We start from the raw sequence: 14,470 nt of genomic DNA, 5'->3' as shown, positions 1-14,470 counted from the left end.
GTCGGTTTTTAATTCTATCATCCTCGTCCAATCAAATTTGCTGAAACAAATTGCTAGTTTAACTCCCTCGCCCATATAGATAGCTGACCAATATGATGAATTTCATATCCCATTACATGTCTTAAAACCTATGTTTTTTGAGGTATACATCCATCTCTGTTTCCTTTCGTTGTATTCGTTTGTTTAGTTTAAATGGGTTAATCTATTAATTCTATTAAATCCAACAATTTAACTATTACATTTTAAAGTTCCATTCATATACTATAGTAGATTACTAGAAAGGAGGCTTAACTATGGATAGTTGCGTTGTATTTGTAAACGGACAACCTTTTTTAGTTCTTTCAGTAGCTGGTATTGAAATTGCTAGATTAGAGATTTCCCTTCAAGTAGCATTAGCTCTAAGAGTGCTTGGGATACCAATCTGTGATTAATTACCAAATTAAAAGAAAAAGAGGGCATTAGCCCTCTTTTTTTATTTTCTTCTCACCTTTTCTTAACAACAAACAAAATTCAAATTTTAATTTTTATATTGTAATGAAAATCCGAAAAATCAACCCATTCTATTCAATAAAAAAGAGCACCACCCATACCTCTTTATCCGTTTCTATAATATTCAAATTTGATTAATTATAAAAAATTAAAGTATATGAACGTTACATGAAGCACTTGTTAAGATAGCTGTCCTTCACACTATTTATTTCGCCGACATTATATAATCAAAGCACACAATAATTAACTTTTTATACTGCTTATTTTAAGTACGCTAGCATTCTAGGCTAGATGATCATGACTGCAAAAAACCTTCAAGTTCTCGTTTATATAAATCAGATAACGCTTTCACTTTTTGAATCGAATGATAATCTTTAAATTGCGGTTCTTTATCTTCTTCTCCTTGAAGAGCACTAATCCAACTATACTCTACATCTACAATATGAATTAATGTTTCTAAAATACCACCAGTTTGCAAAGTAAATCTTCCTCTGAAAGTTGTTCACACCTCTTAAACCACTCATCTCTTACTTGCCAATTATATTGAAATAAAGTATACACATTTATCTCTCCCTTACTTCAATTATCCACCTAACAGCATCTGTTATACATTTAACCATTGACAATCACTTCTCTTCGGCCAAGTTCCTCTACAGCGTGATTAATTATTTCACTTACAGATAAAGAACCATCCAATATGATATCTGAATTCGGCTTAACAGTATGAATTGCTTCTAAATAAGCTTTTCTCGCATATGTCATATAATGTTCCAAATCATTATGTATTTCATCTATTGTACCTTCCTTAAAATCTCGCAAAATCCTTCTAGCCATCGCAATATCTAAAGGCGTATCAATAAATATAGTTACATCAATGAATTTTCGCATCTCACTATTTAAGTATGCAAAAGGATAATCTATAATAATATAGTCTAAGCTATTATTTTGTATAAGTTGCTCAATATCATGAATTAATGGTGTTAATACCCACTCGTCATAATTCGCCCCATCATCAATCCATTTACAAATATCAGCAGGACAGTTATCAAATGTATAACTATCAAAATATAGAGCTTTTGAGTTCTTAAACTCATGCTTTAACCTTTCTGTAATTGTAGTTTTACCTCCCCCTGAAACAGCTGCAACTGAAATAATTTTTGTTTTATTATCCACTATATCCACCAATCCCCTTTTGTTAACATAATATAATTATAAATCACTATTGTTACTACTTCTTCCATTCATATTCTAACATACTCATTTCCCATAAATTCCAATACGTTTCCCCTACTTTTTTCGACTCTCTTAATAATCCTTCTTTTACAAATCCTATTTTTTCGTAACATGAAATAGCCGACGTATTAAAATCATAAACACCAAGAGTTACTCTATGTAGTTTTAATTTGTCAAAAGCAATATGAAGTACTGCTTTCATCATATGTTTTCCTATAGAACGTCCTCTCATCTTCGTATTACCAACTAATACTTTTCCAATTCTAGCGGACTTGTTAATATTATCTATTTGCCCAAGCGAAATATGACCAATAACGTCTGAAGTCTCTTCATCTACCACTTTGAAAGCGAATGTATTTGCACTTTCTATATACTTCTCTAATTGCTGTTCGTCTAAAGGAAATGTGAAGGCATTACCTGACCATTGTATTAGAAATTCTTCGGAATTAATCCAATTTATTAATTGTTTAAAATCAGATTTTTTAAAGGTTTCTAGTTTAATCACTTCCTTGCTCCTTTCGTACATCATGCTTTATAACCTCAAACTTATTTCTATATAAAGAATATATTCTCCTTTTATATGAAATTAAAATAAAGCCATTCATGTGAATGGCTTTACAAAAAAGCAACATAATTATGCTTTGTTTGCTACATCAATACCATTAAAATCAAAGTCAGCAGTAACCGTTGTAATAGGTGGGAAAATTGCTTCAATTTTGCAAATGGAAATAATTACTGCAACCGATCCAGGAATAGCCGCAAGCCTAACTACATCACAACTTACAGACGAGACAGTACCTACATAAGTACGTCCCTCTGTATTAATTTGAACTGTTCGATTAATTAATTTCTTAAGTTCATCTCTAATTCCTTGTACACAAGAATTATCACATTTCTCATGCTGTTCTTTTTTACACTCTTCGAATACTTCCCAACAATCATCTTGTTTACATGTACATTTCTTTTTACAATTATTAAATCGAGAACCCAATACCTCACCTCCTAATCCTTTCTATTAGTAAAGTATGTCCATTAGCTTAAAAGGGTACGAGGCAAACACATAAAAAGAAAAAAACAAACAATTGTACCAAACTTTCTTTTCATTATTCATTATAAAAACAGACCTGCCCTAATTAAAAGCTTGTTTAATTAGGGCAGGTGAGTTTAGTCCTACTTCATTTAATGTTTAGACACCACTTTTTAAAATAAATCTTTTTTCTTTTAAATAAGACGCCTCTTAAAAACACACTAGATTTTCCCATTAACTCATATATACATAGACTTTATTCATGGTTTTTTCCTTTGTTATCGTAAAATATACATTTTAAAAAACGTACTCGAAAATAAGATATTATTTGTAATCAGAACATTTTCTTCAACAAATGTTTATTGAAAAATACCATAACTAGTAGTAGTTCCCTCCACTATCTCTTAAAAATTAGCATAGTTTGTATGAACTCTATACCGAGTAGAAAACACTCTATCATATAAAAATAAAATAGTAGGTTAATAAACAAGCCATTTTTTTATTAAAACATAGAATAATATGAACACTATTGAAAGGAGGTAGAAATGAATGTCCTGGAAAAATGATTGCTGGAGTTCTCAGAAAAAGCATTGTTGTGATGATTGGTGGAAATCTAAAGAAAAGCGTCATTGTGATGATGATTGGAGTTCTCAGAAAAAGCATTGTAATGATGATTGGTGGAAATCTAAAGAAAAGTGTCATTGTGATGACGATTGGAGTTCTAAACGAAATAAGTGTCGTTGTAAATGTTTCTTTATTTGTTGCCATTGTAAAAGAAAAAATTGGTAATATTTTTAATGTCAACGTAAAGGAAAGAATATGTCTTTTGGAACCAATCGGGCTTTTCCGGAAAGTTGATCCCTCACCTACTTCCTTGCTTTTGCTGAATTTTTAGATGGGGGCATTACTGCCCGGCAAATACTAGAATGTAATATATAAAAAGCTGACTGCTTATAGTCAGCTTTTTATATATTAACACGTAAAGGTTTAAACAGACATATAAGCAGTCACGCTTTGTCATCACCTTGTTGTTGTAAATTAGTATTTCTACATTGAATAGACATTCCATAATATCGTATTTTGATTAAAACTAAAAAACATACTTAACACTAATAGTAAAATTTTTCTTCTTCATCAACTTCACTTCTTCTCTTTTTATAAACATAAAAAAGGAGCTCTATTTATATAGAGATCCTTTCTAATTTTATAATTTACTAGACTGTAAACCCTGAATAAACGGAACTACTTCAGGATTTACAAGCGATGATAAATCACCTAATTCTTTTCCTAAGTAAGCTGCTTTAATAACACGGCGCATTACTTTAGAATTACGTGTTTTCGGTAAATCTTCTACAACGTGGATGTCTTTAGGACACAACGCTTTTCCAATATGAGAGTTTACTAAACTCATTAATTCTTTCTTTAATTCCCCTGTGAATGTTACATGGTCTCTTAACACTACAAAACAATGACAAACTTCACCTTTTACTTCGTCAGGTACACCAATTGCAGCAGCTTCGATTACATCGTTATGTTTCACAAGAATAGATTCATATTCAGCAGGTCCAATACGTTTACCTGCAATATTTAACGTATCGTCTGAACGCCCTGTGATGATATATTGTTCACCATCGTAAATGACCCAGTCACCGTGGACCCATTTATTTTCAAAACGCGACCAATATGTGTTTACGTAACGTTCATCATCTTCCCAGAAGCTTTTCGTCATACCTACCCAAGGTTTCTCTAAGCATAATTCTCCGACTTCATCTCGAATTGGTTTACCTTGATCATCCAGTACGACAGCTGCCATTCCTGGTAAAGATGCGTTAAAACTAATCGGTGCTATTGGCTTAATAAGAACATTACCGAAAATCCCACCAGAGATTTCAGTTCCACCTGAGTAGTTACAGATTGGGACATTTCCTTTTCCAACTGTTTCAAACAGCCACATCCATGGATCAGGATTCCAAGGTTCTCCTGTTGATGCGAATACTTCCAAACTCTTTAAAGAATGTTTATTGACATACTCATCACCTTTTGCCATCAATGCTCGGATTAACGTTGGCGAAATACCTAGATGAGTAATCTCATATTTATCAACTGTCTCCCATAACCGGTCTGCTTCTGGGAAGTCTGGAACACCTTCGTACATAACCATCGTTGCTCCATTAATGAGTGAACCGAATAATAGAAACGGCCCCATCATCCAGCCCATATCAGTTACCCATAATACACGATCACCTTGTTTAATATTCATTCCAAATCCTGCATCAAAAGCTGCTTTCAAAGGAAATCCTGCATGCGTGTGTACTGTTCCTTTCGGCTTACCAGTCGTTCCTGATGTATAAATGAGCATTAATGGATCATCACTTTGCATTTCCTCGGCATGTATGAATGGTTTTTCTTTTTCTAGCGTACTCCACGAAAAATCATAGTTATGTGGTGTAAAATCATTTCCTGCATGACGAACGATAACAACTTTTTCAACAGTTGGGCAATGTTCACAAGCTTTATCTACTTCATCTTTTAAAGAAACAATTTTACCGCGGCGTGAAAATCCATCTGCGGTAATAATCATTTTTGAACCTGCCGCTTGCACACGTGTCATGACTGCATCAGACGCAAAGCCTGAGAATATTGGTGAAATAATTGCTCCGATTTTCATTACAGCTAGCATCGCAACAACTGTTTCTGGAATCATCGGCATATAAATTGTTACACGATCACCTTTCTCAATACCCGCATGTTTCAAACCATTTGCAACACGGCTTACCCAGTTGTCAAGCTCTTCATATGTAAATGATTTTGAAGTTCCATTTTCCCCTTCGTACTGAAGTGCTGGCTGTATTCTCGTCTCTTCATCCGCAAGCCAGCGAGATAAAGCTGATTCTACAACGTTACATGTTCCGTCATTATACCACTGTGCAAACGGTGTACCATTTTCTAAGTCTAACACTTCTGTATAAGGTTTCATCCATTGATAGCCTACTGCTTTTTCTGCCTCTCCCCAAAACCAAGCTGTTTCCTCAATAGATTTATTATAAAAAGTTTCATAGTCTTCATATCCCAATGATTTCATCCAACCATATAAACGTGTTTTTTCCTTGTACTCTTCTGTTGGAAACCAAACTGCTTGTTTCAATGTTTTCCCCTCCTTAACTTTTTGAGCAAGAAAGCCCTAAATAGGGCTTTTAAACTGGATATACAGGATGTTTACGATCTGTGAATACTTGATATTTACTCATATACATTTCGAAACGTCCTTTTAACTCTTCACGTAAATTGTTTGGATGAACAATACCATCAATCACCATCTCTGATGCTAAATGATAAATATCAATATCTTTCTTATACTCTTCACGTTTTTCAGCAATGAAGCTAGCACGCTCTTCTTCTGGTAAAGCTGCAATTTTATTTGCATATACAGCATTAACCGCAGCTTCTGGACCCATTACCGCAATAGAGGCTGTCGGTAATGCCAGACAGCAATCTGGTTCAAATGCTGGACCTGCCATCGCATATAAACCAGCGCCATATGCTTTACGAACAACGATAGAAATCTTCGGTACAGTTGCTTCACTCATTGCAGAAATCATTTTTGCACCGTGGCGAATAATACCGGCACGCTCTACTTTTGTACCAATCATAAATCCTGGTACATCCGCAAGGAATAATAATGGAATATGATATGCATCGCATAAATTAATAAACTTAGCAGCTTTATCAGCTGAATCGTGGAATAATACGCCGCCCTTCATACGCGGCTGATTTGCAATAATACCAACTGGCTTACCATCAATACGTGCTAAGCCTGTAATTAGCTCTTGAGCAAATAATTTTTTCACTTCATAGAATGAACCTTCATCAATAACTCTATTAATGAGATCTTTCATATTGAAAGGAGCATTTTGATTTTCTGGAATGATTTGTTCTAACGTTTTATCGAATTGTTTCGGTTCTTGAGGTGTAACCAATGGAGTCTTTTCTAAGTAGTTGTTTGGAAAATATGAAATGTATTGTCTTGCTTGTGTAATCGCATCTTCTTCTGTCTTACATAAAACATCTCCGCATCCTGATACAGAGCAATGCATACGAGCTCCGCCCATCTCTTCTAAAGTTACCTTCTCACCGATAACCATCTCAGCCATACGAGGAGATCCTAAATACATAGATGCATTTCCTTCTACCATCATTACAACGTCGCAAAAGGCTGGAATATAGGCACCACCAGCTGCAGAAGGTCCAAATAATAAGCATACTTGAGGAACTTTACCTGATAATTTCACTTGATTATAGAAGATTCTTCCTGCACCACGGCGCCCTGGGAACATTTCTACTTGATCTGTAATACGTGCTCCAGCAGAGTCAACTAAATAAAATAACGGAACACGTAGTTTTTCAGCTGTTTCTTGAATACGTAAAATCTTTTCAACTGTGCGTGATCCCCATGATCCAGCTTTTACAGTAGAATCATTGGCCATTACACACGCAGTACGACCATGTATTTTACCCGTTGCCGTTACAACGCCGTCCGCAGGTAAGCCTGTTTGTTCACAGTTAGCAAATAATGCATCTTCTACATATTCGCCATTATCAAATAGAAGCGCTAAACGATCTCGAACAAATAATTTTCCTTTTGCTTTATTTTGTTCATGATACTTTGGTGCGCCGCCTTGTTTAATCGTTTCAACTCGTTCTTCAAATGAATTAGATTGTTGTTTTTGATCTAACATATTTACTCCCCCTTATACGTTGGTGTGCGTTTTTCCTTGAATGCTTGTAATCCTTCTAATCTATCTTTCGTGTGGATTACACCTTCATACGCTTGTTTTTCCATTTGTAATCCGGTATGTAAATCAACTTGAATACCATTTGAAATTGCTTCTTTTGCTAATCGAACAGCAATAGGTCCATTACTAGCAATTTTCTCTGCTATTTCAATCGCTTTCTCTTCAAGTAAATTAGCTGGTACAACAAATTCTACTAAACCATATTCTTTTGCTTCTTGCGCTGAAATACGTCTACCTGTATAAATTAATTCTTTCGCTCTACCAACTCCAATTAATCTTGGTAAGCGCTGTGTACCACCTGCTCCTGGTATAATTGCAAGTGTCGTTTCAGTAAGACCAAGACTTGCAGATTCAGCAGCAATTCTAAAATCACAAGCTAAACTTAATTCCGTACCACCACCAAGTGCGATTCCATTTATAGCAGCAATAACTGGCTGTGGTAATTGTTCAACCATCTCCATAGTAGTGCGAATCATACTAACAGCATGACGAACTTGTTCTTCATTCATATCGGCACGCTCTTTTAAATCTGCACCAGCACAAAATGCTTTTTCACCAGCACCAGTCAAAATAACTACACGTGCGCTTGAATCTTCACTTATTTGAGTTAATATAGTTTGTAATTCATCTAATAATGCCAAAGATAATGAGTTTGCTTGTCTCGCACGATTTAACGAAATCTTTACTACGTGAGGTGTTACGTAATCAACGGAAATGTTTTGTAATTGTAGCATCTACTCACCTACTTATCGTTTTATGTTGAAGCGCTCTATACACATGACTCGGTAATTGGATATTTAACTTACTTTGAATAAATTGACTAGCTCTCAATAACTTTTCTTCGTCTATATTCGTTTGGACTCCTAATTTATGGAGCATATGTACTAGGTCATCAGTAGCAACATTACCTGATGCTCCTGGTGCATAAGGGCAGCCCCCGAGTCCACCACAAGAACTATCAAACGTTGTAATACCGTATTCTAATGATTTAACTACATTCGCTAGAGCCATTCCATACGTATTATGAAAATGCATTGCAAACTGCGAAGCATCATACTTCTTTAATAGGTGTTCTAATACTTGTTCTACTTGTAATGGATTCGCTACACCGATTGTATCCCCAAGAGAAACTTCATAAATGCCGTATGAAAATAGTTGATTACATAATTCGTCAACTGCTGTAGCACTTATATCCCCTTCATAAGGACATCCAAATACAGTAGAAACATAGCCTCTTACCTTTTTCCCTTCGAATAATGCCTGTTTTGTTATATCTTCAATTACAACTAATGCTTCTTTAATCGATTTATTAATATTACTTTTATTATGAGATTCACTTGCTGATAAAAAAACATTCACCTCATCTACATTTTGCAAAAAAGCTCGTTCCAAACCATTTTGATTCGGAACAAGCGCAGCATATGTAACATTTGGATCCCTTTTCAGCTCAGAAAATACATCATTTGCATCTGCTAATGCAGGGACCCATTTTGGGTGAACGAATGAGGAAACTTCAACATACGACAATCCTGCTTCTGTAAGTAGTTGAATCCATTTTACTTTATCTTTTGTGCCAACAATCTTTTTTTCATTTTGTAAGCCATCACGTGGCCCGACTTCTTTAATGACAGCAAAATTAGGTAGTTTCAATTCGCTTCCCCCTATATCTCCCTATTCAATTTCTAATAATACATCTCCTTCATTTACAAAATCGCCTTCTTGCACATTAATTTTCATAACTGTGCCGGCTTCTTCTGAAATGATTGGAATTTCCATTTTCATAGATTCCAAAATGACGACATCCTGCTCTTCCTCTACTGTATCTCCTACTCCTACAACAATCTTCCAAACGTTTCCTGCCATCGATGCGTATACTTTCGTCATCATTTTTTCCCCCTTAATATTGTTAAATCTTATTTTTTAACGAGTTGTTTCGTTACAAAACCCGTTGTATAAATACCCTCTTTGAACACTTCGTCTTCCAAAACTTGCAGTAGCATTGGCGTGTTCGTTTTAATACCTTCTACTTTTAATTCTTCTAGAGCATCATGTAATTTCGAAATTGCTTCTTCACGAGTCTCGCCATGTGCAATGACTTTCGCAATCATTGGATCATAGAAAGGTGTAATCGTTACATGATTTTCTAAGAAGTGATCGATCCGTACATTTGACGGTAATGTTAAATTTGTAATTTTCCCAGGTGATGGGAAGAATGTTTTCGGATCTTCTGCATAAATACGAGCTTCAATGGCATGACCACTACGTTTTACATCATCCTGAGTAAATGATAGTTTCTCTCCACTTGCGATAAGAAGTTGCTGTTCTACAAGGTCTAATCCCGTAATTTCTTCTGTCACTGGATGCTCTACTTGTAATCTCGTATTCATCTCTAAGAAATAGAAGTTCTTCTGATCATCTACAAGAAACTCAACTGTACCTGCATTTGTATAGCCAAGTGCTTTGGCAGCTTGTACAGCAACTTCTCCCATTGCCTTTCGTGTACCTTCATCTAAAAATGGTGAAGGTGCTTCTTCGATTACTTTTTGATTTCGGCGCTGCACCGAACATTCACGCTCCCATAAATACACTGTGTTACCATGTGTATCTGCTAAAAGCTGAATTTCAATATGATGCGCGTCTGCTATATATCGCTCTAAATACATTTCTCCGTTACCAAAAAAGTTTTGCGCTCTTGTTTTATTACTTTCAAACGCTTTGGTGAGCGTTTGCTCAGTTTCCATCAACTGCATACCAATGCCTCCGCCGCCTGCGGATGCCTTAAGCATTAATGGATAACCAATTTGTTTTGCAATTTCAATTGCTTCTTCAGCAGTTTCAATATTTGTAGTAATACCTGGGACTACTGGGACATCTGCTGCTTGCATTGCGATACGTGATTCGATTTTACTTCCCATCTTCGTAATGATTTCTTCTGAAGGACCGATAAATACGATTCCTTCTTCTTTGCAGCGAACCGGAAAAGACGGATTCTCTGATAATAAACCATAACCCGGATGAATCGCTTCTGCATTTGTCTTCTTAGCTATTTCAATAATTTTTTCAAGGTTTAAATAACTTTCTTGAACACGTGGTCCACCTACTAAGTAAGCTTCATTTGCCATCTTCACATGAAGGGCATTTTCATCTGCTTCAGAATAAATAGCAACAGTGCGAATGCCAAGTTTTTGACAAGTTTTCATAATACGAACAGCGATTTCCCCGCGATTCGCAATTAATATTTTTTGAAACATAGTGATTCCTCCCTTTTATCTACATCCTAAATGTCTAGCAATTACGAGACGTTGAATTTCAGAAGTTCCTTCACCAATTTCTAATAGCTTCGCATCACGAATATGTCGTTCAACTTCATATTCACGCATATAGCCATATCCACCATGAATCTGTACTGCTTGATTCGCAATACGACTTGCTGCTTCCGATGCGAATAGTTTTGCCATAGCCGCTTCTTTACCGAAAGGTTTATCGTTATCTTTTAACCAAGCTGCTTTATGTACTAAATTACGAGCTAACTCTACTTCAGTCGCCATATCAGCTAATTTAAATTGAATCGCTTGGAAATTAGAGATTGACTTTCCAAATTGTTGACGTTCTTTCGCATATTGCAATGCACGTTCAAAGGCTGATTGTGCAATACCAACTGCCAATGCTGCGATTGAAATACGCCCTCCATCAAGTGTATATAAAAATTGTTTAAAACCTTTATTTACATCACCAAGAATATTTTCTTTCGGTACACGAACACCATCAAGTACGATTTCACAAGTATTAGAAGCACGAACACCCATCTTATCGTAAGGACTAGAAATCGTTAACCCTTCACTCGTAGTAGGCACGATAAATGCCGAAATGCGTTTTCTACCATTCTCTTCAATGCCGTTGACAGCGGTTACAATAATTGTGTTTGCATACTCTGCGTTTGTAATCCAACACTTCTCACCACTGATTACATACTCATCGTCATCTAATACCGCTTTCGTTTGAGTGCCACCTGCATCAGATCCAGCATTCGGCTCCGTTAATCCGAAGGCACCTAATGTTTTACCTGACGCCATTGGAACTAAATACTTTTGTTTTTGTTCTTCTGTACCGAAATAATAAATTGGAGAAGCACCTAATGAAATTGTTGCAGCATAGCTTAAACCAGTGCCACCACAAGCGCGACCAATTTCTTCAACTGCTAACGCATACGATACTGTATCGCCACCTGAACCTCCATACTCTTCTGGGAATGGGATGCCTAATAATCCTAGTTCGCCCATTTTTTGAAATGTTTCATATGGAAACTCTGCAGTTTTGTCATAATATACAGCTTTCGGTGCGATTTCCTTTTCAGCAAAGTCACGTACCATTTCTTTAATCATTTGTTTTTCGCGAGTTAGAGTAAATTCCATTCCGCTACACACCCCTTATCGAATATTGAGTTTCGACAGCGTGCGAGTTTCTACTACAAACATAACAACTTAAAAGACAAGAACATTAGTTAGATAATTGCTATAATTCTGTCATAACTTAATTTTAAAACAGATTCTGTACTAATGCACAAAAAAATTCCTACATTGTTCTACAACAACATAGGAAGTTTTGTGTCGAATTATGTAATTTATTGTTTAATAATCTCTACCTTTTCCCGAATCAGAAATTTCTACTAAGGCTTCAGGGTATGGTTCGAAATACGTTTGTCTTAATAAATACTTTTCATCAAATCGAATGGCCCATGATTTTAAAATTGTAAGTAAACTACTAAGCGGTATTTTCTTTTCTGCATACTTTTGTAACAGTTCTATAAAATGATCTTTTTCTTGTTTTTTTAGCTTTGTTTTAAAATATCCAAAAATGTGCTCGCATACATTTACATTCGATGTATAACGGGGTGTGCGCATAAATAATTCATATAAAGTCTTCTCATAGTTTTCAAATACCACTTCAATCTTTTCATTTTTGTGATTTGCAATTATACGCCCTAATTCCTTTTGTTTCACCTGATTATATGCCATAAATAAATATTTATTATCCGACTGAAACGATACAAGGTCTTTCATATTTTTATTATGTTTAATCATTTTGTAATATGCGATTGTAAATAGCCTTGTAAAGAAATGCTCTCTAATAATAAAATTCGACAATCTACCTTCCTCTTCAATAGGAAGATGCGAAAATTTTTTTACTACTGCTCCGCCAAATAAGCCAGCTCCTTTTCCCTTTGCTGGCGCTTTTTCAAAACCAGAATAAATTTTCACATCACGCGTACCACAACTTGGTGAACGATTCTTTAAAATAAAACCATCCACATCCGATATCGTTTGTAAAAAGTCATTTGAAAACTGCTCCATTTTTCCAGTTACATCTTCTCGTGTCGACGGTTGCACAAGTCTATTCTCACCATTTTCTTCTACAATTCGTATCGTTTCACGAGGAGTCCCCAATCCAATCTCGACTTCTGGACAAACAGGTATAAATGTAACAAATGGCTGCAAATTTCGTATTGTTACATCTGGAATCATCTCTCCATTATATCGACAGGCATCAAATTCTAAACATTTACTTACAACGATTGTTGGTTTTGCAAATTGTCGCATCTCATTACCTCCTTAGTGCTAGTCCGTATACTATAAATTGTACTAAGATTAACATTTTAAGCAAAGTTTGATTCATTTATTTTTATGAGAAATATATATCCAATGATATATTAACAATCATTCAACTCTATTTTCAATAAATGTGCGCCCTTTTATACTGGTTTAGATATTGTGAAATGAATAATACACAGATGCTCCGGAGAAATTAATGATTAAGAAAGGAGGGAATTGTTATGAAAAAGAAATTATCATCTATTTTAAGTGTTTTAGCACTCTCTATTATGTTTTTAGGTACATCTGCGCAAGCTGAATACGATGGAAATAATATGAATAGAGTGAATAACACTGATATTTCAACTCGAGTAAATGACAATAATTTAGACAGAGTTAATAATGATGTAAGAACTCGAAATGTAAATACAACAAATGATTTAAATGATAATCGTGATAGAAATAATAATTGGGCTTGGCTTGGTTTATTAGGACTAGCAGGATTATTAGGTCTTAGAAGAAGAGACAAAGAAACACGCTGATTTAGAATGTTTTTAGTAAACAAGTACTTATTTATCAAAAATATATAACGAAAATAAATCGCCTTTTTAAAGGCGATTTATTTTTACTTAAAAAGTAATGTATGTAATTCACACTTCGACGATTAAATTCGTGGAGTTAATCCATACAATATAAATTGAATCGTATTTTCAATTTCTGCTTCATCATTCCATTTTTCTTCAGGCAATAATAAAAATCGTGTTAATAATAAACCTAATACAGCTGATAAAGTAAGACGTAGTACGGAAGATGGTGGTATCTCAATAATTTCCCCTTCTTCTTGAAATTTCACAATCAACTTTTTGAAATGTGAAAACAGTTCTGTTTCTACTAATTGTTGTATTTCATTTTTCAGTTCTGGTTGGAATGGTACTTCTTGAATTAATATTTTTATCATAGGAAAGTGTTTTTGAGCAAATTTAAATCTATTATGAATTACAACCCTTAAAAGTCCTTCGTACGATTCATACTCCGATTTAAATATTTCTTTTGCAAAGGTTTGTACGAAAAATGGTGCAGCGAACTTAGTTAAAGTTGGCATTACGACCGCTAGTAATAAATCTTTTTTCGTCTTATAGTAGCGGAAGATTGTTCCTTCCGCTACACCAGCCCGTTTTGCAATTTCACTTGTTGAAGTTGAAGCGTATCCTTTTTCTCCAAACATATCAACAGCCGCCTCTAATATTCGCATTTGACGTTCATTTCGTTTATCCGTATTAGTTGCAGCTATTAATTCCTCCAGCCAATCCTTCTGCATTTATAAAGCTCCTTTTTGTCAT

General features: G+C 35.1%; 15 protein-coding genes and 1 pseudogene. 3 read left to right on the top strand and 13 right to left on the bottom strand.

Annotated elements, in window-relative coordinates; all coding sequences use genetic code 11:
- Nucleotides 1–293 precede the first annotated feature (293 nt).
- Nucleotides 294–431, top strand: a complete 138-nt coding sequence (locus AC0ONG_RS11225) for a DUF3956 domain-containing protein (RefSeq protein WP_000376554.1) — start codon at nucleotides 294–296, stop codon at nucleotides 429–431.
- Nucleotides 432–790: 359 nt separating this feature from the next.
- Here the strand turns inward: AC0ONG_RS11225 and AC0ONG_RS11220 are convergent.
- The 4 genes and pseudogenes from AC0ONG_RS11220 to AC0ONG_RS11205 all read right to left on the bottom strand — a co-directional run.
- Nucleotides 791–1,050: pseudogene (locus AC0ONG_RS11220) on the bottom strand (DinB family protein); the annotation flags it as partial.
- A gap of 51 nt (nucleotides 1,051–1,101) precedes the next feature.
- A complete protein-coding gene (locus tag AC0ONG_RS11215) occupies nucleotides 1,102–1,662 on the bottom strand; it encodes a nucleoside/nucleotide kinase family protein (RefSeq protein ID WP_000369207.1) in 561 nt (186 codons plus the stop codon).
- Nucleotides 1,663–1,717: 55 nt separating this feature from the next.
- Nucleotides 1,718–2,251: a GNAT family N-acetyltransferase gene (locus AC0ONG_RS11210; protein WP_016077669.1), complete on the bottom strand. Its 534-nt coding sequence runs from the start codon at nucleotides 2,249–2,251 to the stop codon at nucleotides 1,718–1,720.
- A gap of 105 nt (nucleotides 2,252–2,356) precedes the next feature.
- The gene (locus AC0ONG_RS11205) at nucleotides 2,357–2,713 is read right to left on the bottom strand and encodes a hypothetical protein (RefSeq protein ID WP_016077670.1); all 357 of its coding nucleotides are present in this window, start codon (nucleotides 2,711–2,713) and stop codon (nucleotides 2,357–2,359) included.
- A gap of 565 nt (nucleotides 2,714–3,278) precedes the next feature.
- Between AC0ONG_RS11205 and AC0ONG_RS11200 the strand changes: the two genes are divergently transcribed.
- Nucleotides 3,279–3,644 carry a hypothetical protein gene (locus AC0ONG_RS11200; protein WP_080117655.1) on the top strand — a complete coding sequence of 122 codons (366 nt, stop codon included), beginning with the start codon at nucleotides 3,279–3,281 and terminating at the stop codon, nucleotides 3,642–3,644.
- Nucleotides 3,645–3,953: 309 nt separating this feature from the next.
- Here AC0ONG_RS11200 and AC0ONG_RS11195 read toward each other — a convergent pair whose 3' ends face one another.
- The 8 genes from AC0ONG_RS11195 to AC0ONG_RS11160 form a co-directional block, all read right to left on the bottom strand.
- Nucleotides 3,954–5,894 (bottom strand): AMP-binding protein, encoded by a 1,941-nt coding sequence (locus tag AC0ONG_RS11195; protein ID WP_016077672.1) that lies wholly within the window; start codon nucleotides 5,892–5,894, stop codon nucleotides 3,954–3,956.
- Nucleotides 5,895–5,943: 49 nt separating this feature from the next.
- A complete protein-coding gene (locus AC0ONG_RS11190) occupies nucleotides 5,944–7,485 on the bottom strand; it encodes an acyl-CoA carboxylase subunit beta (RefSeq protein WP_000886744.1) in 1,542 nt (513 codons plus the stop codon).
- Between the two features lie 2 nt (nucleotides 7,486–7,487).
- Complete coding sequence (locus AC0ONG_RS11185; RefSeq protein WP_016077673.1) at nucleotides 7,488–8,276, bottom strand: enoyl-CoA hydratase; 789 nt, start codon at nucleotides 8,274–8,276, stop codon at nucleotides 7,488–7,490.
- A 4-nt stretch (nucleotides 8,277–8,280) separates the two neighbouring features.
- Entirely contained in the window at nucleotides 8,281–9,192 is a 912-nt protein-coding gene (gene mvaB, locus AC0ONG_RS11180; protein ID WP_000775428.1) for a hydroxymethylglutaryl-CoA lyase, read from the bottom strand.
- Nucleotides 9,193–9,213: 21 nt separating this feature from the next.
- Nucleotides 9,214–9,429 carry an acetyl-CoA carboxylase biotin carboxyl carrier protein subunit gene (locus AC0ONG_RS11175; protein WP_001987345.1) on the bottom strand — a complete coding sequence of 72 codons (216 nt, stop codon included), beginning with the start codon at nucleotides 9,427–9,429 and terminating at the stop codon, nucleotides 9,214–9,216.
- A 26-nt stretch (nucleotides 9,430–9,455) separates the two neighbouring features.
- Nucleotides 9,456–10,793, bottom strand: a complete 1,338-nt coding sequence (locus AC0ONG_RS11170; RefSeq protein WP_000486743.1) for an acetyl-CoA carboxylase biotin carboxylase subunit — start codon at nucleotides 10,791–10,793, stop codon at nucleotides 9,456–9,458.
- Nucleotides 10,794–10,808: 15 nt separating this feature from the next.
- A complete protein-coding gene (locus AC0ONG_RS11165; protein WP_136996468.1) occupies nucleotides 10,809–11,954 on the bottom strand; it encodes an acyl-CoA dehydrogenase in 1,146 nt (381 codons plus the stop codon).
- A gap of 216 nt (nucleotides 11,955–12,170) precedes the next feature.
- A complete protein-coding gene (locus tag AC0ONG_RS11160) occupies nucleotides 12,171–13,139 on the bottom strand; it encodes a YbgA family protein (protein WP_016077675.1) in 969 nt (322 codons plus the stop codon).
- Nucleotides 13,140–13,372: 233 nt separating this feature from the next.
- Here AC0ONG_RS11160 and AC0ONG_RS11155 point away from each other — a divergent pair, with 233 nt between their 5' ends.
- A complete protein-coding gene (locus AC0ONG_RS11155; RefSeq protein WP_000728151.1) occupies nucleotides 13,373–13,672 on the top strand; it encodes a WGxxGxxG family protein in 300 nt (99 codons plus the stop codon).
- A 122-nt stretch (nucleotides 13,673–13,794) separates the two neighbouring features.
- Here AC0ONG_RS11155 and AC0ONG_RS11150 read toward each other — a convergent pair whose 3' ends face one another.
- Complete coding sequence (locus tag AC0ONG_RS11150; protein WP_001168192.1) at nucleotides 13,795–14,448, bottom strand: TetR/AcrR family transcriptional regulator; 654 nt, start codon at nucleotides 14,446–14,448, stop codon at nucleotides 13,795–13,797.
- Nucleotides 14,449–14,470: the final 22 nt, after the last annotated feature.

The organism is Bacillus sp. TCT6, from assembly GCF_056033845.1.
The sequence above is the reverse complement of the archived record's forward strand: the minus strand, read 5'-3'. Positions and strand labels throughout refer to the sequence as shown.